Raw genomic sequence first — 23,196 nt, forward strand, 5'->3', positions numbered from 1 at the left:
GTCCAACCTGTCCAGCGAGCCGCCCGATGACCAAACGCGTCACCCGCAGCACCAAGAGCCAGCCCGCCACCAAGCTGTTCGTCCTCGACACCAACGTGCTGATGCACGACCCCACCAGCCTGTTCCGCTTCGAAGAGCACGACATCTACGTGCCGATCATGACGCTGGAAGAGTTGGACGCGAACAAGAAGGGCATGAGCGAAGTCGCCCGCAACGCCCGCCAGGCCAGCCGCACGATGGACGACATCGTCACCTCCTCGCTGGACGACATGCACCAGGGCATCCCGCTGGACGAGCCCTCGCACGGGCTGGCCACCGGCAAGCTCTTCCTGCAGACCGAGGCGATCCGCATGGAGCTGCCCGAGGCGCTGCCCACCGCCAAGGGCGACAACCAGATCCTCGCGGTGGTGATGCACCTGGCCGAGCGCTTCCCCAAGCGCCCGGTGATCCTGGTGTCCAAGGACATCAACATGCGCATCAAGGCCCGCGCGCTGGGCCTGGCGGCGCAGGACTACTTCAACGACAAGGTGCTGGAGGATACCGACCTCCTGTACACCGGCACCCGCGAGCTGCCCGCCGACTTCTGGGACACCCACGCCAAGGGCATGGAATCCTGGAAGGAGGAAAGCCACACCTTGTACCGCGTGACCGGCCCGCTGGCCGCCGAGTTGCTGACCAACGAGTTCGTCTACCAGGACGGCGAGCAGCCTCTGGAAGCCTGGGTCACCGAGAAGGCCGGGCGTACCGCGGTGCTGCAGACGCTCACCGACTATACCCACCAGAAGAACAACGTGTGGGGCATCACCGCGCGCAACCGCGAGCAAAACTTCGCGCTGAACCTGCTGATGAACCCGGAGATCGACTTCGTCTCCCTGCTCGGCCAGGCCGGCACCGGCAAGACCCTGCTGACCCTGGCGGCCAGCCTCACCCAGGTGCTGGAGACCAAGCGCTACTCCGAGATCATCATGACCCGGGTGACCGTGCCGGTGGGCGAGGACATCGGCTTCCTGCCCGGCACCGAGGAAGAGAAGATGGCCCCGTGGATGGGCGCGCTGGAGGACAACCTCGACGTGCTCAACGGCACCACCGGCGAGGGCGGCGAATGGGGGCGCGCGGCCACCCGCGACCTGATCCGCAGCCGCATCAAGATCAAGAGCCTCAACTTCATGCGCGGGCGCACCTTCATCAACAAGTTCCTGATCATCGACGAAGCGCAGAACCTCACCCCGAAGCAGATGAAGACCCTGATCACCCGCGCCGGCCCCGGCACCAAGGTGGTCTGCCTGGGCAACATCGCGCAGATCGACACGCCCTACCTCACCGAGGGCAGTTCCGGCCTGACCTTCGCGGTGGACCGCTTCAAGGGCTGGACGCACTCGGGGCACATCACCCTGCAGCGCGGCGAGCGCTCGCGGCTGGCGGACTACGCGGCCGAGGTGTTGTAGAACCTCCCTGCCGTGCCGGCGACTCACCCGCCGGTGCGGCAGATGCGGGATAATCGCGTCATTCCAACGCGAATCCACGCGCCATGACCAACACCGCCCCCGAACTGCTCGTCGGAGCCAGTTCGGACTTCCTCAAGCGCTTCTCGCCCTTCGATCGCATGGAGGCCGACGCGCTGGCCTTCGTCGCGCAGCGGGCGGTACTCGGCTTCCACGCCCGCGGCAGCGAAGTGCTCACGCCCGAGATGGGCCTGCCGCGCCACTTCTACATCGTCCAGCGCGGCAAGGTGCAGGCCCGCCAGACCGCCGCCGGCGAGACCTCCAGCCTCACCCTGGGGCCGGGGGAGTGCTTCCCGATCGGCGCCCTGTCGGCCCAGCGGCCGTCCACCAACGCCTACGTCGCGCTGGAAGACAGCTTCGTATATCAGCTCGCCGCGGACGACTTCATCGAGCTGATGCGCATCAGCCCGGTCTTCCACCTGTTCTGTACCCAGTACATCGCCAGCCTGCTCAGCCAGTCGCGCCAGCAGCTGCAGAGCACCTTCGCGCAGCGCGCCGCCGAGCAGCAGACCATGACCACGCCGCTGGGCGACCTGGTCAAGCAGGCGCCGGTGTGGGTGGCCCCTGAGACCAGCACGCGCGCGGCGCTGGAGAAGATGGCCGAACTGCGCATCGGCTGCATGGTGGTGTGCGACGACGCCCAGCAGCCGGTGGGCATCCTCACCCAGAGCGACCTGCTGCCGCGCGTGGTGCTGCCCGCCTTCAACCTCGCCCGGCCGATCGCGGAGATCATGACGCCCGCGCCGCGCACGCTGCCGGCCAGCGCCTCGGCCTACGACGCGGCGCTCGACATGGCCACCCACGGCGTGCGCCACCTGCTGGTGATCGACGGCGAAGGCAGGCTCGCCGGCGTGGTGTCCGAGCGCGATCTCTTCAGCCTGCAGCGCATCAGCCTGCGTCAGATCCGCGCCAGCATCGAGACCGCGGCCGACATCGAGGCCCTGCAGCGCGCCGCTACCGACATCCGCCAGCTCGCCCTCAACCTGATCGCCCAGGGCATCGGTGCAGAGCAGCTCACCCGCTTCATCTCCGCGCTCAACGACGCCCTCACCCACCGCATCATCGCGCTCGCGCTGGAGCGCCACGACCTCTACGGCATCGACTACGCCTGGCTGGCCTTCGGCTCGGAGGGCCGTCACGAGCAGACCCTGTCCACGGACCAGGACAACGGCCTGGTCTTCGTCTGCCCCGAACTGGTCGACAAGGAGCAGCTCAAGCTGCGCCTGCTGGAGTTCGCCCGCGACGTGAACGACGACCTCGCCGCCTGCGGCTTCCCGCTGTGCAAGGGCAACATCATGGCCAGCAACCCGGAGCTCTGCCTCACCCCCGAGGAGTGGCGCCACCGCTTCGGCAAGTGGATCAGCGAACCCGACCCGCAGGCCCTGCTCAACGCCTCGATCTTCTTCGACTTCCGCGTGCTCTACGGCAACCAGCGCCTCGGCGACCAGCTGCGCGCCTGGCTCAACAAGACCGCCAAGGCCAACTCCGCCTTCCGCCGCATGATGGCGGTGAACGCCCTGCAGGTCGCCCCGCCGCTCGGCCGCCTGCGCGACTTCGTGGTCGAGGACGACGGCACCATAGACCTGAAGAAATCCGGCGCGCGCCTCTTCGTCGACGCCGCCCGCATCTTCGCGCTGCACACCGGGGTGGGTGCCAGCGGCACGGTGCAGCGCCTGCGCCAGTCGGCGGTGAAGATGGGATTCCCGCAGGACGAGGTGGCCGCCATCGTGGACGGCTTCCACTTCATCCAGCTGCTGCGCCTGCGCTCGCAGCACCTGGAGACCGAGCACGACGAGCCGGGCGACAACAAGGTGCATCCGGACGCGCTCAACGAGCTCGACCGCCGCATCCTCAAGGAAGCCTTCCGCCAGGCCCGCAAGCTGCAGTCGCGCCTGCGCCTGGACTACCAGATATGAACTGGCTGAACCGCCTGCGCCCCGCCCGCGGCGACGCTTCGCAGACATCGCCCGCCGCCCGCGAGGCCGTGGCGCGCTGGCAGGCCCTGCCGCAGCCCGAGCTCGGCCGGCCGCACTTCGACACCCGCTACGTGGTGGTCAACACCGAGGCCACCGGCCTGGACCTGGAGCGCGACCGCGTGCTCGCGGTCGGCGCCATCGCCATCGACGGCGGGCTGATCGATCCGCGCCAGTGCTACTACGCGCGCCTGGACGAAGACCCGGCCGGCGCCCTCGCCGGCCTGCTGAGCTTCTGCGGCAAGGCGCCGCTGGTGGTGTTCAACGCCGGCTTCAATCGCGTGGCGCTGGAGCGCGCCTGGACGCAGTGGCTGGAGATCGAACCCGAACCCTTGTGGCTGGACCTGTTCTGGCTGCTGCCGGCGGTGTTCCGCCCGGCACTCGACGGTCCCACCCGGCTGGCGCAGTGGATGAAGATCTTCGGCATCGAGACTTTCCAGCGCCATCACGCGCTGGGCGATGCCTGGGCGATCGCCCAGCTGTTCATCGCCTTGCAGGGACGCGCCACCCGCCAGGGCGCCACCACCCCGCGGGCGCTGGCCGAACTGGAACGCACGCGCCGGCAGTTCACCACGCCGGTTTAGGTCACCGGTAGACACGCGTCGGCGACGCCGGCGATTTACAGCCGCGGTGCCGATGCGTATATTCCGCGCGATGCGTTCACGCCCCGTCCTTATAGCCCTCGTTTCCATCGCGGTAAGCCTCACCGCGATGCACGCACGCGCGGACGATGCGACGCCCCTGCCTGCCGCCGCGGAGCCGGCGGCGGACTATGCCGGCGCGGCGCAGGAGCTTGCCAACCAGGCGATGAACTACCTGGGCATCCGTTACCGCTTCGGCGGCAACTCGCCGGAAACCGGCCTGGACTGCAGCGGCCTGGTGCAGACCGTGTTCCGCAATGCGCTGGGCCTGGACCTGCCGCGCACCGCGCGCGAGATGGCCGGCCTCGGCAGCCGGGTGACGCGCAACGAGCTGCAGCCGGGCGACCTGGTGTTCTTCAACACCATGCGCCGCACCTTCTCGCACGTGGGCATCTACCTGGGCGACGGCCGCTTCGTGCATGCCCCGGCCAAGGGTGGATCGGTGCGGGTGGAGAGCATGGGCACCGCCTACTGGTCGCAGCGCTTCAACGGCGCGCGCCGCCTGGTGCACGAAGACAGCCTGCCTTCCTCGCTGCCGGACACGCGCTGAACGGCCCACCACAAGCCGGGCCGTTTCCGCAGTAGCGGACTCGCCCGCGATTGGCGCTTGATTCAACGGCCGCATCGCGGCCAAGGCCGCTCCTACATGCCTACGCGCGGCCGCTCAGCGCTTCTTGCGCTTGCAGCCGTCACCGGCGCCGCAGCGCCCGCAGTCGTCCTCGCTCATCCGCCGTCCCAGGGCCTGCTGCAGCGCGCACACCGAGCGCCGGCAACAGACGAACATCACGCCCTCGCGGCTGGCCGCCTCGCGGAACCGCTGCATCACGTTGTGGCCCAGGAAGTCGGTAAACAGGATCACCACCTGAATGCCCGCCGGCAAGGGCGCACTGCGACGCTGATGCGTGGTGTCGCGACCGCTCACATGCGCGGCGATGCGGATGCCGAACTGTTGCAGGACATCCGGAATGTTCCCGAGGCGGTCGGCGCCGACGATCAGTGCATCCATGCATTTCTCCTTATTGCGAATAATTTTCAATAACACTAACTGCAATACGAGCCATTTGCAACTGCGAATTGATATCGTTACTATTGCGCCATCCAACCACGCAACCAGGAAGGCAGTCCCACCATGATCAAGAAGGCAGTCCTTACTTCCCTCCTCGCCACCCTCGGGCTTGCTGCCGGCAGCGCCGTCGCCCAGCAGGAGCTGAACATCTACTCCGCCCGCCACTACCAGACCGACGAGGCGCTGTACGGCGACTTCACCAAGCAGACCGGCATCAAGATCAACCGCATCGAGGCCAAGGAAGACGAGCTGATCGAACGCCTGCGCAACGAAGGCGCCAACAGCCCGGCCGACATCCTGATCACGGTGGACGCCTCCCGCCTGGCCAAGGCCGACGAGATGGGCCTGTTCGCCCCGGTCAAGTCCGCGGTGCTCGAGGAGCGCATCCCCGCCCACCTGCGCACCTATACCTGGATCGCCTTCTCCACCCGCGCCCGCGTGATCGTGTTCAACAAGGACCTGGTCAAGGCCGAGCAGGTGCAGAACTACGAAGACCTCGCCAACCCGGCGCTCAAGGGCAAGGTGTGCACCCGCTCGGGCAGCCATCCGTACAACCTGTCGCTGGGCGCCGCGCTGATCCAGCACAACGGCGCCGAGAAGACCGAGGAGTGGGCGCGCAATCTGGTGGCCAACTTCGCGCGCAACCCGCGCGGCGGCGACACCGACCAGATCCGCGCGGTGGCCGCCGGCGAATGCGGCGTGGCCATCGCCAACAGCTACTACTACGCCCGCCTGATGAACTCCACCCGCGCCGAAGACCAGAAGGTGGTGGAAGCCGCCACCCTGGTGTGGCCGAACCAGAAGACCACCGGCACCCACATCAACGTGTCCGGCGCCGGCATGCTGAAGCACGCGCCGAACAAGGAAGCCGCGGTCAAGTTCCTGGAGTACCTGGCCTCCGACGACGCACAGCGCTACTTCGCCGACGGCAACAACGAATGGCCGGCGGTGGCCGCGGTCAAGGTGAACAACCCGGCGCTCGAGAAGCTCGGCGAGTTCAAGGTCGACACCCTGCCGATGAGCAAGCTGGCCGGCTCCGTGCCGGAAGCCCAGCGCATCTACGACCGCGCGGGCTATCGCTGATCCAGCCCCCGCTCGCAGCAAGGAAGGCCGCCTCCGGGCGGCTTTCTTTTTTCTCGCCCCACCCGCTGCCATGCGGGCAGCCCCCAATTTCCGCCACCCGCACCAACTGCGAGCATCCGGACATCTTCCCCGCAAGAACAAGGACGCCTGCATGGACCCCATCCCGCTCGACCTGCCCGCCCTGCAGCAGGCGCGCGCCCGCATCGCCGATGCGGTGATCCGCAGCGCGCAGTGGCAGAACGATCCGCTGTCCGAAGAACTCGGCCTGCCGCTGCAGCTCAAGCTGGAGAACCTGCAGCGCACCGGCTCGTTCAAGCTGCGCGGCGCCACCCACAAGATCGACCGCCTGCTGGCCAGCGGCCGGCCGCCCGGGGTGATCGCCGCCTCGGCCGGCAACCACGCCCAGGGCGTGGCGCGCGCCGCGGCACTGGCCGGCCTGCGCGCGGTGGTGGTGATGCCGGCCAACGCGCCGATCACCAAGGTGCAGGCCTGCCGCAAGCTGGGTGCGGACGTGCGCCTGGTGGGCGAGAACCTGGAGCAGGCTGCCGACGAGGCGCGGCGCATTGCCGCCGACGAAGGCCTCGCCTTCCTCCACCCCTACGACGACTGGGACGTGATCGCCGGCCAGGCCAGTTGCGGCCTGGAGATGCTGGAGGACGCGCCGGAGATGACGCTCGCCATCGTGCCGCTGGGCGGCGGCGGGCTGATCTCCGGCATCGCGCTGGCGCTCAAGCTGCAGAACCCGGCGATCCGCATCGTCGGCGTGCAGACCGAAGCGGTGGCGCCCTACCGTCGCTTCCTGGTCGACGGTTCGCTGGAAGAAGTGCCGCCCGGCGCGCACACCATCGCAGACGGCATCAAGGTCAAGCGCCCCGGCGAACTCACCCGGCGGGTGATCGCGCAGTACGTGGACGAGATCGTCACCGTGGACGACAACGCCATCGCCGAGGCCATCGTCACCCTGCTCGAGCGCACCCGCACCATCGGCGAAGGCGCCGGCGTGGTCGGCCTGGCCGCGCTGATGCAGAAGAAGATCGCCCAGCGGGAGAACGAGCGCGCGGTGTGCGTGATCTCCGGCGGCAATGTGGACATGACCCTGGTCGGCCGCTCCATCGACTACGGCCTGGCCTCCAGCGGCCGGCTGATGAGCGTGGCGGTCACCATCACCGACGCCCCCGGCCAGCTGATGCGGCTGATCCGCAACGTCGCCGAACTGGGAATGAACATCCGCCACGTCGAGCACCGCCGTGGCGAACTGCACGTGCCGGTGGGCATGACCGAAGTGATCCTGCAGATGGAAACCCGCGACTTCGAGCACCAGCGCGAACTGCTCGCCCACCTGACCGGCGAGGGGCTCACCGTGCGCAATCTGCTGGGCATGTAGCGCCGTCGCTTATCGCGGCCAAGGCCGCTCCTACAAGTTCTGCCCTGGCCTTTCATGGCCAACGGAACCGTAGGAGCGGCCTTGGCCGCGACAAGCCCGCGATCACCCCACCCTAACCCGCCACCGCGCGCGGGTAATGAATCACGTTGTGAAACACCGCCGGCACGGCGCCCGGATTGCGGTAGCCGTGCGCACGGTCGGCGGCGAAGCGGATCGCCTCGCCCTCGGCGAGCGGCGTCCAGCGCCCGTCGACCAGCACCTCCATCGCCCCACGCACCACCAGCACGTATTCGCTCACCCCGGCCTCGTGCGGTTCGGACTGGCGTTCGTAGCCGGGCAGCAGGGTGAGCTCGAAAATCTCGAAGCCGGTGCGCGGCTCGAATGGAAACAGCGGCGCCACCAGCATGCCCTCGCCCGCCGGGCGGGTGCGCAGCGCGTCCGCGCGGCGCAGCAGCGTGTCGGTGCCGGCCGCGGGCGGCGGCTCCAGGAAGCTGGAGAGCGAGCTGCGGAAACCCCCGGCGATCTTCCACAGCGTGGCCACCGTGGGGCTGGATTCGCCGCGCTCGATCTGCCCGAGCATGGCCTTGCTCACCCCGGTCTCGGCCGCTGCGCGGTCCAGGCTCCAGCCCAGCGCCTTGCGCTGCGCGCGCAGGGCCTCGGCGAGATGGCGGTTCGGTTCTTCTACTGCGGTGTCGGTCATCGGTGTATCGGCGTGTTGGATCGAAAATCGAGCTTGTGCGTTATAGCGCACACCTGCTAGGCTGCGTTTGTGCGTTAAAACGCACAACAGTCTATCGCCATCCGGAGCCGCCGTGTTCAAGCATCTCAGCCTCTCGCACCTGTCCGCCGGTTTCATTGCCGTGCTGGTCGGCTATACCAGTTCGGCCGCCATCGTCTTCCAGGCCGCCAGCGCCGCGGGCGCCGGGCCGGCGGAGATCAGCTCCTGGCTGTGGGCGCTGGGCCTGGGGATGGGGGCCACCTGCATCGGTCTGTCGCTCGCCTTCCGCACCCCGGTGCTCACCGCCTGGTCCACGCCAGGCGCGGCACTGCTGGTCACCGCGCTGGCCGGCGTGCCGATGAATGAAGCCATCGGTGCCTTCCTGTTCTCCTCCGCGCTGATCGCCGCCTGCGGCTTCTTCGGCTGGTTCGACCGCCTGATGCGGCATGTACCGCGCACCCTGGCCGCGGCCATGCTGGCCGGCGTGCTGCTGCGCTTCGGGCTGGAGTTGATGGCCTCGCTGCAGACCGACCTCGTTATGGTCGGCGGCATGTTCGTGCTCTACCTCATCGGCCGCCGCGTGCTGCCGCGCTACACCGTGCCGCTGGCGCTCGCCGGCGGGCTGGTGCTGGCCGCCATGCAGGGCGGCATCCGCGTCGAGGCCCTGCAGCTGGAGTTCGCCCGCCCGCTGTTCACCATGCCGGCCTTCTCGGTGTCGACGCTGATCGGCGTCGGCCTGCCGCTGTTCATCGTGACAATGGCCTCGCAGAACCTGCCCGGCCTCGCGGTGCTGCGCGCCAACGGCTACACCGTGCCGGCCGCGCCGCTGGTGGGCTGGACCGGCGCCACCGGCGTGCTGCTCGCGCCCTTCGGCGGCTTTGCCTACAACCTGGCGGCGATCACCGCGGCGATCTGCATGAGCAAGGATGCCGACCCCGACCCCGCGCGGCGCTACCTCGCCTCGGTGTGGGCCGGGGTGTTCTACCTGCTCACCGGGGTGCTGGGTGCCACCGTCGCCGGCCTGTTCGCCGCCTTCCCGCAGGCGCTGATCGCCGCCATCGCAGGGCTTGCGCTACTCGGCACCATCGCTAACAGCCTGGCCGGCGCGCTGGCCGACGAAGCCGAACGCGAAGCGGCGCTGATCACCTTCCTGGTGACCGCCTCGGGCCTGACGCTGGGCGGCATCGGCAGTGCATTCTGGGGACTGGTGATCGGGCTGGCGGCGCTGCAGGCCAACCGCCTGTTCCGCAAGGCGGCCGGCTAAACTGCGGGACCACCCCGCTCCCCGTCCGACCACCATGCAAGCAGACGCCCGCCAGTTCGCCCCCGCCACCGCGCGCAATCGCGACTTCATCCTGCCCATCCTGCAGCGCGTACTGCCCGGGACCGGCACGGTGCTGGAGATCGGTAGCGGCACCGGCGAGCACGCGGTGTATTTTGCCGCGCACCTGCGGGGACTCAGCTGGCAGCCAAGCGACTGCGAGCCGGCGGCGCTGACGTCGATTGCCGCGTGGGTCGAGCACAGCGCCGCACAGAACGTGCGCCCGCCACTTGCGCTCGACGTTCATGCGCCCCGCTGGCCGCTCGCCGAAGCCGCCGCGGTGGTGGCGATCAACGTCATCCACTATTCGCCCTGGGAAGCCACCCCGGCGCTGCTCGCCGGCGCCGCGCGCCTGCTGCCCGCGGGCGGCGTGCTCTACTGCTACGGCCCCTACAGGCGCGGCGGGGCGCACACCGCGCCGAGCAATGCCGAGTTCGACCTGTGGCTGAAGAGCCGCGACCCGCGCTTCGGGGTGCGCGACCTGGAGGCGGTGCAGGCCGAGGCCGAGGCGGCCGGCCTGCTGCTGGAAGAGCTCATCGACATGCCGGCCAACAACTTCAGCCTGGTGTTCCGCCGCGCCTGAGCGCCGGAGGGGTCCGGGGCGGATTCAGCGCCCGCCCTTGGCGCCCTTGCCAGTCTTGGCGGTCTTGGCGGTCTTGCCGTACTGGCGGAACACGATGCGCGCGTCCTCGTGCGCGCGATCCAGCGTGCAGATCGAGGTGTCGTCGTCGTGCCCGCTGAAGAAGTCGTCCGCCTGCGCGCGCATCACCATGGCGATCGCCTCGTCGTCGGCGACGTCGTACTTCTCGGTGATCAGCGTGGTCACCTCGTCCAGGTGCTGCTCGTAGCTCATGGTTTTCGGGCTGCCTTGTCCTGCCATCTTCGTCTTCCTCGTCTTGTTCAGCGCCCGCGCAGCATGTCCACGTAGAGCTGCTCTACCTGCTCGCGCGCCCACGGCGTGCGGCGCAGGAACTTCAGGCTGGAGGCGATGCTGGGCTCGTGGGTGAAGCAGCGGATGTTCACCCGCCGGCCCAGCTGGTGCCAGCCGTAATAGTCCACCAGTTCGGTGAGCAGGCGCTCCAGCGTGACGCCGTGCAGCGGGTTGTTGGCTTGCGTGTTGGTCATCGTGTTCCTGTGTGCGGGCGGCGGCCCCGCCCGCGCGCCTTCATTCGTCTATCCGTCCGCGCCCGGCCTTCACTGTTGCGCGGCGCGCCTTGCCGGCCAGGCGGCGCTCCACCGAGGCGCGGGTCGGCCGGGTCGCGCGGCGCGCGCGCGGCACCGTCGCCACGCCGTCGACCAGCGCCTCCAGGCGACGCAGGGCTTCGGCGCGGTTCTTCTCCAGGCTGCGGAATTCCTGCGCCTTGATCACCACCACGCCGTCGCGGGTGATGCGGTGGTCGCGCAGCGCCAGCAGGCGCTCGCGGATCTCCGCCGGCAGCGAGGAGGCGCGGATGTCGAAGCGCAGATGCACCGCGTTCGACACCTTGTTCACGTTCTGCCCGCCGCTGCCCTGCGCGCGGATGGCGATGAACTCGACTTCCTCGGGCGGGATCGAAATGTGGGGGCGCATGAAGGTATACCGCGGCTGCGAGGCAGCCATTGTAGGAGCATCCGCCGGCCCGTGCGCCCCCGCAAGCGCCGCAAGCCTTCGATGTCCGGCCCAGGCGACGTAAGCTCCCCCCTTGTGACCGCACGCAGAATCCGCCCACGCCGATGAACTACCTCGCCCACGCCTTCCTTGCCGGCCCCTTGCCCGCCGACCGCATCGGCGGCGTGGTGGGGGATTTCGTCAAGGGCCGGCTCGATCCGCTGCCGCCCGGGCTGGACCCCGCGCTCGCGGCCGGGGTGATGCTGCACCGGCGCATCGACAGCTTCGCCGACACCCATCCCGCCTTCCGCCGCAGCCGCGCCCGCGCCAGCGCCGCGCGCCGCCGGGTGAGCGGCATCATGGTCGACCTGTTCTACGACCACTTCCTTGCCCGCCACTGGCAGAGCCTGAGTGCGCAGCATGCGGTGGAAGCGGACCTCGCGGCCTTCACGGCCCGCCTCTACCGCCAGATCGCCGAGCACCCTGCCCCGCTGCCCGCGGCCTTCCTGCCGGTGTTCGAGCGCATGGCCGCGCACGACTGGCTGACCAGTTACCGCGACCCCGCCAACGTGGCGCTGGCGCTCGACCGCATGGCCCGCTACCGCCTGCGCCAGCCCAACCCGCTGGCCGGTGCGGGCGAGGAGCTGCTGCGCGACTACGCCGGCTTCGAGGCCGATTTCCTGGCCTTCCTGCCCGACGCGCTGGATTTTGCCGAATCGGTGCGCGGCGCGCGCGCCATGGCGGACTGAAGGCCCCCGCCGACGGCGCCCGCCGCGGTCCGCGCCCTCACCGCCGCGCCAGCACCAGCAGGTTGCGCGGGGTGAGTTCGCGCGCGCAGAAACGCCCGACCTCCACCTCGAAGCCCCGCTCCGCCAGGCCGAGCGCCAGGTCCAGCACCAGCCATACCTCCAGCGGACGGCGAAAGGCGTGGCGCACCAGCTCCAGCCGTCGCACCTCACCGCGCCGCCGCCAGCCCACGGCCTCCCAGTGTTCCCAATCCACCGTCGTTGGCAACGCCATGTCCGCACGCTGCGCCAGCAGCCGGCAGAAGGCCTCGAAGCTGCCGCCCAGCCAGGCCGCCGGAACCGGGCGAAAGCTGCGCACCGCCTCGCCCTCCAGCGCATTGCGCAGGGCGATGAAGCCGAGCTTCCAGGCCTGGTCGCGGGCCAGGCGCACACGGTCGCGCGCCGGCGCGGTCACCGTCTCGGTCACTGCCAGGCGCAGCGCGCCTTCGTCCAGTTGCAGCGCCGCGTCGCGGCTCAGTGCGCGATAAGCCCCGTCGCTGCCCAGGTGGTAGCAGCACGGGGCGATCTGGTAGGCCAGCGCGCCGTCCTCGCCGGCACCGCGCACCAGCGTGCGGTGCAACTCGCCGCAGGCATGGAGTGCGACCACCGAATGTCCCCGCAGCAGCTCGCGTGCCGGCGCAGCGAGCGCGTCGCCGCACACCGCCCGCTGTGCCACGCCCTGCCGCAGGGCAAGCCGCCCGGTCTCGCCGCACAGCACCGGGTCGATCTCCAGCGACACCACCGGCACCCGGTCGGCCAGCGCCAGCCGCCGGCCCAGATGCCCCTTGCCGGCACACCACTCCAGCAGCGGCGCCGCTGCGGCCGGCATGTGGGTGGCGAAGGCCTCGATCTGGCGGCGCTTGCGCGCAGGAATGCCTTCGTCGAAGCGCGCATCGCATGCCGCCAGCACCCGCTGCGGCAACTCCGCAAACCGGCTCGCCGCGCGCAACTCCGCCAGCAGCGGCAGGCGGGGCAGCAGCCAGGCATCGGCGGCCTCTTCGTCGGTGCTCAGACGATCCACGCTGGCCTCGTCGAGTTCTTCCAGGGCGGCCACCAACGCCGGCCACTGCGCGCACCACGCCGGCCGTGCGACGCGGAAGGGCGCGGGACGCCAGAAGGATTCATGCTGCGCAAGCAGCGACTGGAGTTCGAGGAAGCGGGCGCGGAGCGTCATGGATGCCGGGGATGGTTCGAAGCGTGTGGATACCGGGCAATCCAGCACCGCCCGCAGGCCGGGCACCCGGGAGCGGCGCGATGGATGCTGCCTCGCCGCGGTTATAGCAGCAGCGCGGCGCGGACGGAATGGGCCGCGCCGGCCCGCGCGCGCCTAGCCGGCCATGGCCACCGCGCTGGCACGCGCCCGGTGCAGCTTGCGGTAGCTGTCGATCAGGCGATGGTGCCGGTCCAGCCCCTCCAGCTTCATGCTCGTCGGCGTCAGGCCGAAGAAGCGCACGCTGCCATCCACCGAGCCCATCACCGCGTCCATGCGCGGATTGCCGAACATGCGGCGGAAGTTGGTCTCGTAGTCGTCCAGTTCCAGCTCGTCGTCCAGCAGCACTTCCAGCACCACGTTCAGGGCCTGGTAGAACAGCACGCGCTCGACCGTGTTCTCGTTGTATTGCAGGAAGGCTTCCACCTGCTCCTTGGCCGCCTCGAAGTCCCGCAGCGCGAGGTTGATCAGCAGCTTCAGTTCCAGGATCGTCAGCTGGCCCCACACCGTGTTCTCGTCGAACTCGATGCCGATCAGCGTGATGATGTCGGTGTAATCGTCGAGTTCGCTGTCTTCCAGCCGTTCGAGCAGCGCTTCCAGTTCAGCGTCGTCGAGGCGGTGCAGGTTAAGGATGTCGGCGCGGAATTTCAGCGCCTTGTTGGTGTTGTCCCAGATCAGGTCTTCGACCGGATAGATCTCCGAATAGCCCGGCACCAGGATGCGGCAGGCGGTGGCGCCGAGCTGGTCGTACACCGCCATGTAAACTTCCTTGCCCATGTCTTCGAGAATGCCGAGCAAGGCAGCGGCTTCATCGGCATTGGAGTTCTCGCCCTGGCCGGAGAAATCCCACTCGACGAACTCGTAATCGGCCCTGGCGCTGAAGAAGCGCCACGACACCACGCCGCTGGAATCGATGAAGTGCTCGACGAAGTTGTTCGGCTCGGTCACCGCATTGCTCTCGAAGGTGGGCTGCGGCAGATCGTTCAGGCCTTCGAAGCTGCGCCCCTGCAGCAACTCGGTGAGGCTGCGCTCCAGCGCCACCTCCAGGCTGGGATGCGCGCCGAAGGAGGCAAACACCCCGCCGGTGCGCGGGTTCATCAGGGTGACGCACATCACCGGGTAGGCCCCGCCCAGCGAGGCATCCTTTACCAGCACCGGAAAGCCCTGCTTCTCCAGTTCCTCGATGCCGGCCAGGATGCCGGGATACTTGGCCAGCACCTCCGGCGGCACGTCGGGCAGCGCGAGTTCGCCTTCCAGGATCTCGCGCTTGACCGCCCGCTCGAAGATCTCCGACAGACACTGCACCTGCGCTTCGGCCAGCGTGTTGCCGGCGCTCATGCCGTTGCTGAGATACAGGTTGTCGATCAGGTTGGACGGGAAGTAGACCACCGCGCCGTCCGACTGGCGCACATAGGGCAACGCGCAGATGCCCCGCTCCACCGCGCCGGAGTTGGTGTCGTACAGGTGCGAGCCGCGCAGCTCGCCTTCCGGGTCGTAGATCCGCCGGCAGTGCTCGTCGAGCATCCCGGCCGGCAACGCATCGTCGCGACCGGGCTTGAACCAGCGCTCGTCCGGGTAATGCACGAAGGGCGCGTCGGCAAAATCCTCGCCCCAGAACTGGTCGTTGTAGAAATGGTTGCAGTTCAGGCGCTCGATGTACTCGCCCAGCGCCGAGGCCAGCGCGCTTTCCTTGGTCGCCCCCTTGCCATTGGTAAAGCACATCGGCGAATGCGCGTCGCGGATATGCAGCGACCACACATTGGGCACCAGATTACGCCAGGAGGCGATCTCGATCTTGATCCCCAGGTCCGCCAGCACCCCCGACATGTTGGCGATGGTCCGCTCCAGCGGCAGGTCCTTCCCCAAAATATAGGTACTCGCCTCCGAATCCGGATTGACCGCCAGCAGGGCCTGCGCGTCCGCATCCAGATTCTTCACTTCCTCGATCACGAACTCCGGCCCGGTCTGCACCACCTTCTTCACCGTGCAGCGCTCGATGGAACGCAGGATGCCCTGGCGGTCCGCAGCGGAAATATCCTCCGGCAACTCGACCTGGATCTTGAAGATCTGCTTGTAGCGATTCTCCGGGTCGACAATATTGTTCTGCGACAGGCGGATGTTGTCGGTCGGAATATTGCGGGTATCGCAGTACAGCTTCACGAAGTAAGCCGCGCACAAGGCCGACGACGCCAGAAAGTAATCGAACGGCCCCGGCGCCGAGCCATCGCCCTTGTAGCGGATGGGCTGATCGGCCACTACCGTGAAATCGTCGAACTTGGCCTCCAGGCGAAGCTTGTCGAGAAAATTGACCTTAATTTCCATGTGGGAATCCAGCAGCGGCGTTCGACGAAAAATTGGCCGCCATTATCGCCGTTTTTCCGGTGCGGAATCGGTTTTTCTCTGGACTTGAAAGAGTCGGCGAGCGGGCCCGGGCGCCAGCATGTGCTAGCGCGTCTGGCCGATGGAGGAGAGGCGCGTAGGCTCTGACGGTCAGTAGCCCCCGCGGTGTCGAGCAGCCGCCTCCGGCGGGCAAGCCTCGCCCATTTCGACGGGGTGCTATCGACCCGATGCTGTCGTTCAGCCTTCAGGGAAGCTGTCGCTCAACGATCATCTCCAATCGCGGCGCAGCCGGCTGCATGAGAATGCGGGTAGCGTCCGGTACGCCGGTCTCAAAGAGACCTTTCGGCACTATTTAGGTCCGTTTAAGGAGGCGGCACCCGAGCTTTGTGTCCCCAAACCTCAACGCCAACGCTTCGGTGACTTCGTACCAACCATGATGACTACCGCTTCCATGATTTGCCCCTAAGCAAGAGCACTGACATTCGAATCCCATAGCATTGATGCAGGACGGCGAGCACACTTCCTTTTCTCGATAGGGCTGGATGATGTAGACGCTTCCGAACCGGTCCAATATTGTTCTTACCACCTCGTTGAATCGTGACGCTGGAAGTTCCCAATACCTCTTCTCTTTGTTCCAGACGGGTTCTCTCTTCCGTGGAGCGCTCTTTAGCCACTCTCTGTTCTTTGGATCATACGGAACCCGCAGGCGAATCGGCTTGGACCCGCCACGACGCAGTACAACGGGAACTGTCCCATTGCCCCAAATCTTGTTTGCGTCTTGAAGCTCGCTTTCCATTACAACGCCGAAGGCCAGACATGAGCAGCGGCCGACCGGCGTAGCCCGTTGGACGTTGGCCCGATGATGGGGTTAGGAAACATCGTATCCAGAGGCTTTGAGGTCTTTCATAATCCCATAGGCGACCTCTTCGACTGATTTTTCGTACCGCTTGTAGATCAGCCCATGGACATCACTTGGTAATGCGACGTCTCCTGTGTAGACGCAGCACACCCGTGACCTCCCAAGGCGACCAACAAAATAGCCGAACTCGAATATCACATTCGGTCTCGCTCGCTTCTCCTTTGCTCGCTCCGCGTCAGGCTTATCATCTTCGCAGGCTAGATAGGCAACTTCGTCAGGGGTGAGCAGAATGAAGGCGTAGCCAACATCGGCATGTTTCTCGAATTTCTCAATGACTGTTAGTCCTTCATCCGCCTGCCGATGAAGAACGATCGGATCAAGCCCAATCTCGTGTAGGAACACCTCCAAGCTGGTCTTCGCCAGCTCATCGCGACCGTGAACCACGAACACCTTTTTGCTACGTGTTGTAGGGTCACTCGGGCTGTGCTTGGACGTCTCTGCGACTTGGACTGATGATGCAAGCGGGTAGAGCTCAAGACGCTCAACGATCGAATCGAGGCGGCGCAGCTTTTCGGTGATCGACTCGTGATGCTTCGCGATCATTTGACCGAGCGACTCGCGACCCATCGACATTGCCGCGATGCCCCACCATGAGTACTCATCCGAAAGTTCGTCGGTAGTGAAGAGTTGTTTAAGAAGCTCCACATTGAATTCAGACCACTTTCGGTAGGCATGCTTTGATTCGTCAAGGGCATTCGGCGTATTGATCTGGGTCTTCGTCAACTCCTGGCCGAGCTCAATCCGCTCCGCTAAACGGCGCCGAGCCTCGTCTCGCGGAACAGCGAGCTCGATTGGACGTTTCGGCTCCGCTTTTGGTGGTGTCTTCCTCGCCAAAACTACCTCCGTGGATTGATTTTTTGTTGCCTAATATTGTTTTAGGGAGACAGAAATACTGCATAACACCGAGCGTTCCGCATAACATCGGCCTAGCGACGCGAACAAAGTCGGCTTGCACGCTAGCGATAAACGGTGTGCGCGGCACCTTATTGCAGCCATAACACCTCGTAAGATCCATCGCCGAACGCCTGCGTCATCAGGATCGCAGCATACGGCTCGCGAAAGACCATGTCTATCGGATACCTTATTACGGCGGAGCGGATGATCTTAGCGCTACCTGTTCGTGAGGTAGCCCCGGCCGATTGCCCACAAGCCCGGCGGCGACTGGCCGCTTTCTTGTGCTCTGGCGGAGTGACCGATCCTGGCCGGAACTTACCGATCGTCCCCGACCGAGACCGGCCGCTGTCGCCCCCCGAACGGTAGCTCTCGACAGCTGTGAAGGACCGTGCGCGCCTAAGCTGCCGTTCATAGCGGAAAGCAGCCGTCGCATCGGGGCACGTGGGGTAACGATGCGGAAAGCGACACAACACGCGCTCGTCGATTGGCCCGAGCCCCCTGAACCCGATGCATGCTCCTCAGTTTCAGAGTGACTATATTCCGAGCACCTTGAGGGCCGCATCTAGCACGCCCTCAATGCCTCTCGCTCCCGATCCTGAACGGGAGCCACGGCTAGGCATTTCCTCGTACAGCACATAGCCAAAGTCACCAGTAAAACGGTCCTTTAACAAGTGCTTCTTCCCGGTCAGATATGCGCCAAAGGTCTGGCTTCTGTGCGTTGAATACCCGAGATTTGCGGTGAAACCGAGTGTGCAGTCCTGATCGACGTCGCGCCCCATTCCCACGTACTCAATTCGAACCCCGCGCGCGCCTTTAGCAATCAGGGTCACCGGACCGTGAAAGACCAGATATCGGAACTGAAGCGTCATCCAAGCGTGCAGACTGAGGACGCGCCAGTGACTGGTGATTCTGACCGGCCGTTCCGCTTCTTGGACAACGCCAACGAGACTGCGAGGATGGAAAACCATCGCCGAACCATCTGGCACATAGAGCAAAGCGAGTTCGGTCAGGGAGTCACGGCCAGCGGACAAAACCACAGACTGCGGCACGTCAGAGGTCACGCGGGTTAGATTAAACAAGCCCGCCGCAATACTTGTCAGAAGGTAAGAGCCACGCAGGACCGCGCAAGTACCGCTACTGCAGGCTTCCGGGACGCTCTGCAGGTAATGCGGCTGCACGAGGAGTTCCATCCCTTTGTTAAGAATAACCGTCTGCGAGATACCCGAACGCAAGCTGCCTTCGTCCCCAACCTGCGTATCGACTCTACCGGTCGATTCTGGAACCAGGCAGATCGGCGGGCGGCGGGAGGCGAGTGGCACTCCGACGTAGTAAAGCAGAGGCCGCAGGACAAGCGGCAATAGTATGATCGAGGCAAGCAACATCAGAGCGGTTGGAAGAACCGCCTTCAGCGGGGTGATGATCCATTGGAGCCAGTAGTTTTTCAGACGCTCTTCTCGAGCGGCTATTTCGGCGATTAGCTCATTATTTACTGCGTCAGCAACACTCCGGTCATACTGAAAAGCAGAAACGACATTTACGTCGTTCCGAAGCTGCTGAAGGCGTGCCACCTGGGCATCTATGCTTGCTGCGGTCGAGGCGGCTTCCACGACAGCGGTACGCAGCTGGTCAAGCTCCCGTCGAACCTTTTCGGGATCAACGTATTCATTTGAGATGGCTCGCCAAAACCCTTGGGTAGGTGGAAGAGATTGGTATTCTGCGTTCTTCTTTTCCCAGAGCGCATACAGCTCAACGTGCTTGCGCCGAGCCTCTGGTTGCGCCCTGACCGCCTCCTCCCCTTGGTCCTTGAAACTCAAGAGCTTCTCAACCGCCGGAAGGAGTTTGCCGATAAAGTGCCGTTCTTGCTCAAGTGCTGAAATTCTTACACGAAGACCCGCAGATTCAATAATCGCCTGCGCCGGGTTCATAAGGTTCGGTAGTTTTGACGCATCGCGCAGTTCAGCCTTTGCTGCGAGAATCTGACCGTCAAGCGAAACTAGCCTTTCGTTTAGCGCGCTCGCAGACATCAGCGGCAATTCTTTCGCCGCCTCGTGAGTTCGTGCCTCGACGGTTTGAGCTAACGAAATCACGCCCCCCTGCTTTTGGTGAAGCAGGTCCAAGGCCGCTTCGTCCTCGTTAAACTGCCGAAACAGAGGGAGCTCCCTCTGCACAAGGTAGCCGACTGAAAGGACGAGAATGATCGCTATCAGCCAGGTAAATCGTTGAAAAGCCCAATGAAAGACGACCGTGAAGATAATTCGCATCTGCTCAAGCTCGGTTCTTAGTTTAGTTCCGGGGAGGAAGGCGGAGGATGTGTCGATCCACTCAATCTACTACGATAGTATATTTTTATGATTCCCTTGCCGTCATAAAAGCGCATGCATAAAACGGTGCGCTTACGGTAGTAGGCGTAAAGCATACCGCGCAGCGCGGATGACCGCTATCTGGATCGGATGGCGACCGGCCGCTTCTGGCCGATTGCTGCCAAGCGACGCTGCTCACGGCACCACTCGCACGGCCCCTCCCGCACACTCCCCTTTCCGCTTTGTGCAAGCCCACAACCCGGCTATCGTGAAGTGAGTCCATCGCGGAGCGTCGCCATGAGCACGAGAACCGTTTCCGAGCACGCGCTGCTGGTGCGCATCAACCAGAAGCTGGAGAAGCGCGGGCAGGTGATGCGCCGGGCGCACGAGAGCGTCGTCGCGCAGGCGCCGGGCGGCTATCACCTGATCGACGTGAGCACGAACTTCCCCGAACGCGAGCATTGCGACCTGGAGGAATGGGGGCGCGAGCTGGGCGTGCTGGACGACGACGAGGAAGTCGTGGCGGGCGACTGAGGCGCCCGTCCGCAGGAAGCATCCGCCCCGCGCTGTAAGGTCTCCCCTCCCTCAGCCGACCATACGGTATCGACACTGCCGGAGCACGTTCGATGCCCAGGAAAGCGCTGGCGAGCCTGACGCTGATCGCGGCCGCGACCTTGACCGCCCCGCAGGCGCTGGCCGCCGCCGGTTGCAGCGCGGAAAGTCCCGCACACACGGTGGCGCTGGTGGAGCTGTACACCTCGGAAGGCTGCAGCAGCTGCCCGCCGGCGGACCGCTGGCTGAGCACCCTGCCCGGCGGGCTGGGCGCCGACCGCCTGGTGCCGCTGGCGCTGCACGTCGATTACTGGGATTACATCGGCTGGCAGGATCCCTACGCGCAGGCGCAGTTCACCGCGCGCCAGCGCCGCCTGGGGCAGTTGTCCGGCTCGCGCACGATCTACACCCCCGAGGTCTTCGTGGGCATGCGCGAGCTGCGCGGCTGGCACAACGGCAGCACGTTCGCGCGCCAGATACAGGCAGTGAATGCGCAGCCGGCGCGCGCCGCCATCGCTCTGGCAATGCGTCCGCTGGACGGCCGCGAGGTGGAGCTCGAAGCACGCTTCGCGCTGCCCGCCGGGCAGCAAGGCGGGGCACTGCAGGGCGTGCTGGTGCTCTATGAGGACAAGCTGGTCTCCGACGTGCGCCGCGGCGAGAACGCCGGCGTCACGCTGGGCCACGACCGCGTGGTGCGCCGCTGGCTGCCGCGCGTGCTGGAAGCCGGCGCCGCGGCGCAGGTGCTGCGCGAGACCGTCGCGCTGCCGGCCGGATGGAATCCGGCGAATCTGGGCGCGGCGGCCTTTGTCGAAGATATGAGCGGCGGCGAAGTGCTGCAGGCGCTCGCCCTGCCCGGCTGCCTGGCGGCCGGCGGCTGAAGCGCTTGCACCGAACCGCGCAAAGGAGGACACCATGAACCGACGTCAAACGCTCCACACCCTGCTGGGGGCCTCGCTGTTCCCGCTCGGCGGCTACCGCGTCGCCAGCGCGGCGGATGCGGACGGCCCCACGCTGGTCAAGTCCGACGAGGAATGGGCCAAGCTGCTGCCCCGCCCGGCTTTCGAGGTGCTGTTCGAGGAGGCCACCGAGCCGCCCGGCACCAGCCCGCTGAACGACGAGAAGCGCGCGGGCACCTACATCTGCGCAGCGTGCTTCCAGCCGCTGTTCGACAGCGCCACCAAGTACGACAGCGGCACCGGCTGGCCGAGCTTCTGGCAGCCGCTGGCCGGCGCCGTGGGCACCAAGCTGGACTTCAAGCTGATCTGGCCGCGCACCGAGTACCACTGCGCGCGCTGCGGCGGACACCAGGGCCACGTCTTCGACGACGGCCCCAAGCCCACCGGCAAGCGCTACTGCAACAACGGCCTCGCGCTGCGCTTCGTGCCGCGCAGTGAGCCGCTGCCGGAGCTGCGTACATGAACACCCCGCATCCGGCGATCCGGCTGGCGCTCGCAGGCGCGCTCGCCCTGGCGCTGACCGCCTGCACCGCGGCAGATGGACCGGCGCCAACCGGCGACGGGACCAAGACCATTCCCGCAAACGCGGCGACAGCGATCTTTGCCAGCGGCTGCTTCTGGTGCACCGAGGCGGATTTCGAGAAGCTGCCGGGCGTCTTCGAGGCCGAATCCGGCTACATCGGCGGCAAGACCGCCAACCCGAGCTACCAGGAGGTGACCACCGGCGCCACCGGCCACGCCGAGGCGGCGCGGGTGTATTACGACCCCGCACGCATCAGCTACGAGCAACTGCTGGAACACTACTGGCGCAACGTGGACCCGACGGTGAAGGACCGCCAGTTCTGCGACATCGGCAACCAGTACCGAAGCGGCATCCACTATCTGGACGAGGAACAGCGCCGCGCCGCCGAGGCCAGCCGCGATGCGCTGGCGCAGAGCGGAAAGTTCGAGCGCATCCACACCGAAATCGTTGCCGCGGATACCTTCTACCCGGCCGAGGAATATCACCAGGACTACTACAAGAAGAATCCGATTCGCTACAACTACTACCGCAGCGGCTGCGGGCGCGATGCGCGGCTGGAGCAGTTGTGGGGGAAGAAGGAGTAGAAGCGGGCTTGCCCGCGATTGCGGCGTTCGCTTTGCCACGGCCACATCGCGGCCAAGGCCGCTCCTACATCTGCCTGTGCTTGCCGTGAGCACCAATCGATGTCATGCGGGTAGGAGCGGGCTTGCCCGCGATTGCGGCGTTCGCTCTTCCCGGCGGCCGGATCGCGGCCAAGGCTGCTCCTGCATTTGCCTGCGCCTGCCGTGAGCACCAAGCGATGTCATGCGGGTAGGAGCGGGCTTGCCCGCGATTGCGGCGTTCGCTCTTCCCGGCGGCCGGATCGCGGCCAAGGCCGCTCCTACGGGGGCGGTTCAGATGTAGGTGGCCGGCTTCCTCGGCGCATGGCGCATGTGCAGCGACAGCCCGAGTGCGGCCATGTGGCTGGACACGCGCCCCAGGATCGTCTGCGCCAGCGGCAGGAACTCCACCTCTTCGAACTGCGCGTGCGCCCGGTAGCGGGCGACGAAGCGTTCGAGTTCGGCCACGTCCAGATGGCTGTCCTGCCCACGCGCGACGCGCTTGAGCTCGGCTTCCAGCCGTTTCCACGAGGATTCCAGCTCGCGGTGCTCGTCGGTGAGCCGCTTCGCCAGCACCTGCACCTGATCGCGCTCGGCGCCCTTCTCCGCGCTGGCGAGCACCGCGGGGAAGAGTTCGCGCTCTTCGTCCAGGTGGTGCTCGAAGATCGCCTCGCGGAAGAACTCCAGCGCGCCGGCGGCGATCTCGCGCGCACGGGCGGCCGGGTCCAGCAGGGCCGGCAGCTCGTTCAACACGTCCAGGCGCTTGAGGATGCCGGCGTGGCAGTGGGAGAAGTCCTGGACCGGCGCGTTGCCGGTGGCGCTGTCATTGGGCGTGCTCATGC

23 protein-coding genes are annotated in these 23,196 nt (G+C 66.3%); 13 read left to right on the forward strand and 10 right to left on the reverse strand.

Annotated features, from left to right (window positions below):
* Nucleotides 1-26 precede the first annotated feature (26 nt).
* From IAI53_RS08675 to IAI53_RS08690, 4 genes are all read left to right on the forward strand, one after another.
* A complete protein-coding gene (locus IAI53_RS08675) occupies nt 27-1,445 on the forward strand; it encodes a PhoH family protein (protein WP_187717696.1) in 1,419 nt (472 codons plus the stop codon).
* Between the two features lie 83 nt (nt 1,446-1,528).
* Nucleotides 1,529-3,418 (forward strand): DUF294 nucleotidyltransferase-like domain-containing protein, encoded by a 1,890-nt coding sequence (locus tag IAI53_RS08680; protein WP_187717697.1) that lies wholly within the window; start codon nt 1,529-1,531, stop codon nt 3,416-3,418.
* Entirely contained in the window at nt 3,415-4,059 is a 645-nt protein-coding gene (locus IAI53_RS08685) for a 3'-5' exonuclease (RefSeq protein ID WP_187717698.1), read from the forward strand. Before IAI53_RS08680 ends, IAI53_RS08685 begins: the two co-directional genes overlap by 4 nt.
* 127 nt (nt 4,060-4,186) lie before the next feature.
* Complete coding sequence (locus tag IAI53_RS08690) at nt 4,187-4,666, forward strand: C40 family peptidase (RefSeq protein ID WP_225433193.1); 480 nt, start codon at nt 4,187-4,189, stop codon at nt 4,664-4,666.
* Between the two features lie 114 nt (nt 4,667-4,780).
* Here IAI53_RS08690 and IAI53_RS08695 read toward each other — a convergent pair whose 3' ends face one another.
* Nucleotides 4,781-5,122 (reverse strand): DUF2325 domain-containing protein, encoded by a 342-nt coding sequence (locus tag IAI53_RS08695; RefSeq protein ID WP_187717700.1) that lies wholly within the window; start codon nt 5,120-5,122, stop codon nt 4,781-4,783.
* Nucleotides 5,123-5,245: 123 nt separating this feature from the next.
* On the opposite strand from IAI53_RS08695, the gene IAI53_RS08700 reads away from it, so the two are divergent.
* Both IAI53_RS08700 and ilvA read left to right on the forward strand, forming a co-directional pair.
* A complete protein-coding gene (locus tag IAI53_RS08700; protein ID WP_187717701.1) occupies nt 5,246-6,265 on the forward strand; it encodes a Fe(3+) ABC transporter substrate-binding protein in 1,020 nt (339 codons plus the stop codon).
* A gap of 151 nt (nt 6,266-6,416) precedes the next feature.
* The gene (gene ilvA / locus IAI53_RS08705) at nt 6,417-7,649 is read left to right on the forward strand and encodes a threonine ammonia-lyase (RefSeq protein ID WP_187717702.1); all 1,233 of its coding nucleotides are present in this window, start codon (nt 6,417-6,419) and stop codon (nt 7,647-7,649) included.
* 112 nt (nt 7,650-7,761) lie between these two features.
* Here ilvA and IAI53_RS08710 read toward each other — a convergent pair whose 3' ends face one another.
* Entirely contained in the window at nt 7,762-8,349 is a 588-nt protein-coding gene (locus IAI53_RS08710) for a helix-turn-helix domain-containing protein (RefSeq protein WP_222948187.1), read from the reverse strand.
* Nucleotides 8,350-8,461: 112 nt separating this feature from the next.
* Here IAI53_RS08710 and IAI53_RS08715 point away from each other — a divergent pair, with 112 nt between their 5' ends.
* Together IAI53_RS08715 and IAI53_RS08720 are read left to right on the forward strand one after the other, a co-directional pair.
* Nucleotides 8,462-9,631, forward strand: coding sequence for a benzoate/H(+) symporter BenE family transporter (locus IAI53_RS08715; protein WP_187717704.1), 1,170 nt, complete (start codon nt 8,462-8,464; stop codon nt 9,629-9,631).
* Between the two features lie 34 nt (nt 9,632-9,665).
* The gene (locus IAI53_RS08720; RefSeq protein ID WP_187717705.1) at nt 9,666-10,271 is read left to right on the forward strand and encodes a DUF938 domain-containing protein; all 606 of its coding nucleotides are present in this window, start codon (nt 9,666-9,668) and stop codon (nt 10,269-10,271) included.
* A gap of 24 nt (nt 10,272-10,295) precedes the next feature.
* Here IAI53_RS08720 and IAI53_RS08725 read toward each other — a convergent pair whose 3' ends face one another.
* Genes IAI53_RS08725 through arfB form a run of 3 tightly spaced genes read right to left on the reverse strand, consistent with a single transcriptional unit; the run spans nt 10,296 to nt 11,258 of the window.
* Complete coding sequence (locus tag IAI53_RS08725; RefSeq protein ID WP_187718004.1) at nt 10,296-10,541, reverse strand: hypothetical protein; 246 nt, start codon at nt 10,539-10,541, stop codon at nt 10,296-10,298.
* Nucleotides 10,542-10,588: 47 nt separating this feature from the next.
* Nucleotides 10,589-10,813: a VF530 family protein gene (locus IAI53_RS08730; RefSeq protein WP_187717706.1), complete on the reverse strand. Its 225-nt coding sequence runs from the start codon at nt 10,811-10,813 to the stop codon at nt 10,589-10,591.
* A gap of 40 nt (nt 10,814-10,853) precedes the next feature.
* Nucleotides 10,854-11,258 carry an alternative ribosome rescue aminoacyl-tRNA hydrolase ArfB gene (gene arfB / locus IAI53_RS08735; RefSeq protein WP_187717707.1) on the reverse strand — a complete coding sequence of 135 codons (405 nt, stop codon included), beginning with the start codon at nt 11,256-11,258 and terminating at the stop codon, nt 10,854-10,856.
* 143 nt (nt 11,259-11,401) lie between these two features.
* On the opposite strand from arfB, the gene IAI53_RS08740 reads away from it, so the two are divergent.
* On the forward strand, nt 11,402-12,025 hold the full coding sequence (locus IAI53_RS08740; RefSeq protein WP_187717708.1) for an acyl carrier protein phosphodiesterase: 624 nt from the start codon (nt 11,402-11,404) through the stop codon (nt 12,023-12,025).
* A gap of 37 nt (nt 12,026-12,062) precedes the next feature.
* On the opposite strand, the gene IAI53_RS08745 is transcribed toward IAI53_RS08740, so the two are convergent.
* From IAI53_RS08745 to IAI53_RS08760, 4 genes are all read right to left on the reverse strand, one after another.
* Nucleotides 12,063-13,235: a methyltransferase gene (locus tag IAI53_RS08745; protein WP_187717709.1), complete on the reverse strand. Its 1,173-nt coding sequence runs from the start codon at nt 13,233-13,235 to the stop codon at nt 12,063-12,065.
* Between the two features lie 153 nt (nt 13,236-13,388).
* A complete protein-coding gene (locus IAI53_RS08750) occupies nt 13,389-15,593 on the reverse strand; it encodes an OsmC domain/YcaO domain-containing protein (RefSeq protein ID WP_187717710.1) in 2,205 nt (734 codons plus the stop codon).
* An 886-nt stretch (nt 15,594-16,479) separates the two neighbouring features.
* Complete coding sequence (locus IAI53_RS08755; protein WP_222948188.1) at nt 16,480-17,253, reverse strand: TIR domain-containing protein; 774 nt, start codon at nt 17,251-17,253, stop codon at nt 16,480-16,482.
* A gap of 704 nt (nt 17,254-17,957) precedes the next feature.
* The gene (locus tag IAI53_RS08760) at nt 17,958-19,685 is read right to left on the reverse strand and encodes a hypothetical protein (RefSeq protein ID WP_187717711.1); all 1,728 of its coding nucleotides are present in this window, start codon (nt 19,683-19,685) and stop codon (nt 17,958-17,960) included.
* Between the two features lie 336 nt (nt 19,686-20,021).
* Here IAI53_RS08760 and IAI53_RS08765 point away from each other — a divergent pair, with 336 nt between their 5' ends.
* The 4 genes from IAI53_RS08765 to msrA all read left to right on the forward strand — a co-directional run bounded on the left by IAI53_RS08765 (nt 20,022) and on the right by msrA (nt 22,339).
* Nucleotides 20,022-20,258: a hypothetical protein gene (locus IAI53_RS08765; RefSeq protein ID WP_187717712.1), complete on the forward strand. Its 237-nt coding sequence runs from the start codon at nt 20,022-20,024 to the stop codon at nt 20,256-20,258.
* Nucleotides 20,259-20,350: 92 nt separating this feature from the next.
* Nucleotides 20,351-21,154, forward strand: a complete 804-nt coding sequence (locus tag IAI53_RS08770) for a DUF1223 domain-containing protein (RefSeq protein ID WP_187717713.1) — start codon at nt 20,351-20,353, stop codon at nt 21,152-21,154.
* A gap of 34 nt (nt 21,155-21,188) precedes the next feature.
* Complete coding sequence (gene msrB, locus IAI53_RS08775) at nt 21,189-21,695, forward strand: peptide-methionine (R)-S-oxide reductase MsrB (protein WP_187717714.1); 507 nt, start codon at nt 21,189-21,191, stop codon at nt 21,693-21,695.
* Entirely contained in the window at nt 21,692-22,339 is a 648-nt protein-coding gene (gene msrA, locus IAI53_RS08780; protein ID WP_187717715.1) for a peptide-methionine (S)-S-oxide reductase MsrA, read from the forward strand. Before msrB ends, msrA begins: the two co-directional genes overlap by 4 nt.
* A 309-nt stretch (nt 22,340-22,648) precedes the next feature.
* Here the strand turns inward: msrA and IAI53_RS08785 are convergent, their stop codons facing one another.
* Nucleotides 22,649-23,194 (reverse strand): hemerythrin domain-containing protein, encoded by a 546-nt coding sequence (locus IAI53_RS08785; RefSeq protein WP_187717716.1) that lies wholly within the window; start codon nt 23,192-23,194, stop codon nt 22,649-22,651.
* Nucleotides 23,195-23,196 lie beyond the last annotated feature (2 nt).

It is taken from the genome of Thauera sedimentorum, from assembly GCF_014489115.1.
Lineage (GTDB): Bacteria > Pseudomonadota > Gammaproteobacteria > Burkholderiales > Rhodocyclaceae > Pseudothauera > Pseudothauera sedimentorum.

Excerpts from the sequence above, each read along its gene's own strand:
- IAI53_RS08765 (WP_187717712.1), top strand. The coding sequence starts at position 20,022 with ATGAGCACGAGAACCGTTTCCGAGCACGCGCTGCTGGTGCGCATCAAC.
- IAI53_RS08680 (WP_187717697.1), top strand. The coding sequence starts at position 1,529 with ATGACCAACACCGCCCCCGAACTGCTCGTCGGAGCCAGTTCGGACTTC.
- IAI53_RS08725 (WP_187718004.1), bottom strand. The coding sequence starts at position 10,541 with ATGAGCTACGAGCAGCACCTGGACGAGGTGACCACGCTGATCACCGAG.
- IAI53_RS08745 (WP_187717709.1), bottom strand. The coding sequence starts at position 13,235 with ATGACGCTCCGCGCCCGCTTCCTCGAACTCCAGTCGCTGCTTGCGCAG.
- IAI53_RS08685 (WP_187717698.1), top strand. The coding sequence starts at position 3,415 with ATGAACTGGCTGAACCGCCTGCGCCCCGCCCGCGGCGACGCTTCGCAG.
- IAI53_RS08740 (WP_187717708.1), top strand. The coding sequence starts at position 11,402 with ATGAACTACCTCGCCCACGCCTTCCTTGCCGGCCCCTTGCCCGCCGAC.
- IAI53_RS08695 (WP_187717700.1), bottom strand. The coding sequence starts at position 5,122 with ATGGATGCACTGATCGTCGGCGCCGACCGCCTCGGGAACATTCCGGAT.
- IAI53_RS08675 (WP_187717696.1), top strand. The coding sequence starts at position 27 with ATGACCAAACGCGTCACCCGCAGCACCAAGAGCCAGCCCGCCACCAAG.
- msrA (WP_187717715.1), top strand. The coding sequence starts at position 21,692 with ATGAACACCCCGCATCCGGCGATCCGGCTGGCGCTCGCAGGCGCGCTC.
- IAI53_RS08760 (WP_187717711.1), bottom strand. The coding sequence starts at position 19,685 with ATGCGAATTATCTTCACGGTCGTCTTTCATTGGGCTTTTCAACGATTT.
- IAI53_RS08690 (WP_225433193.1), top strand. The coding sequence starts at position 4,187 with ATGCACGCACGCGCGGACGATGCGACGCCCCTGCCTGCCGCCGCGGAG.
- IAI53_RS08720 (WP_187717705.1), top strand. The coding sequence starts at position 9,666 with ATGCAAGCAGACGCCCGCCAGTTCGCCCCCGCCACCGCGCGCAATCGC.
- IAI53_RS08730 (WP_187717706.1), bottom strand. The coding sequence starts at position 10,813 with ATGACCAACACGCAAGCCAACAACCCGCTGCACGGCGTCACGCTGGAG.
- IAI53_RS08770 (WP_187717713.1), top strand. The coding sequence starts at position 20,351 with ATGCCCAGGAAAGCGCTGGCGAGCCTGACGCTGATCGCGGCCGCGACC.
- arfB (WP_187717707.1), bottom strand. The coding sequence starts at position 11,258 with ATGCGCCCCCACATTTCGATCCCGCCCGAGGAAGTCGAGTTCATCGCC.
- ilvA (WP_187717702.1), top strand. The coding sequence starts at position 6,417 with ATGGACCCCATCCCGCTCGACCTGCCCGCCCTGCAGCAGGCGCGCGCC.
- IAI53_RS08785 (WP_187717716.1), bottom strand. The coding sequence starts at position 23,194 with ATGAGCACGCCCAATGACAGCGCCACCGGCAACGCGCCGGTCCAGGAC.
- IAI53_RS08750 (WP_187717710.1), bottom strand. The coding sequence starts at position 15,593 with ATGGAAATTAAGGTCAATTTTCTCGACAAGCTTCGCCTGGAGGCCAAG.
- msrB (WP_187717714.1), top strand. The coding sequence starts at position 21,189 with ATGAACCGACGTCAAACGCTCCACACCCTGCTGGGGGCCTCGCTGTTC.
- IAI53_RS08700 (WP_187717701.1), top strand. The coding sequence starts at position 5,246 with ATGATCAAGAAGGCAGTCCTTACTTCCCTCCTCGCCACCCTCGGGCTT.
- IAI53_RS08710 (WP_222948187.1), bottom strand. The coding sequence starts at position 8,349 with ATGACCGACACCGCAGTAGAAGAACCGAACCGCCATCTCGCCGAGGCC.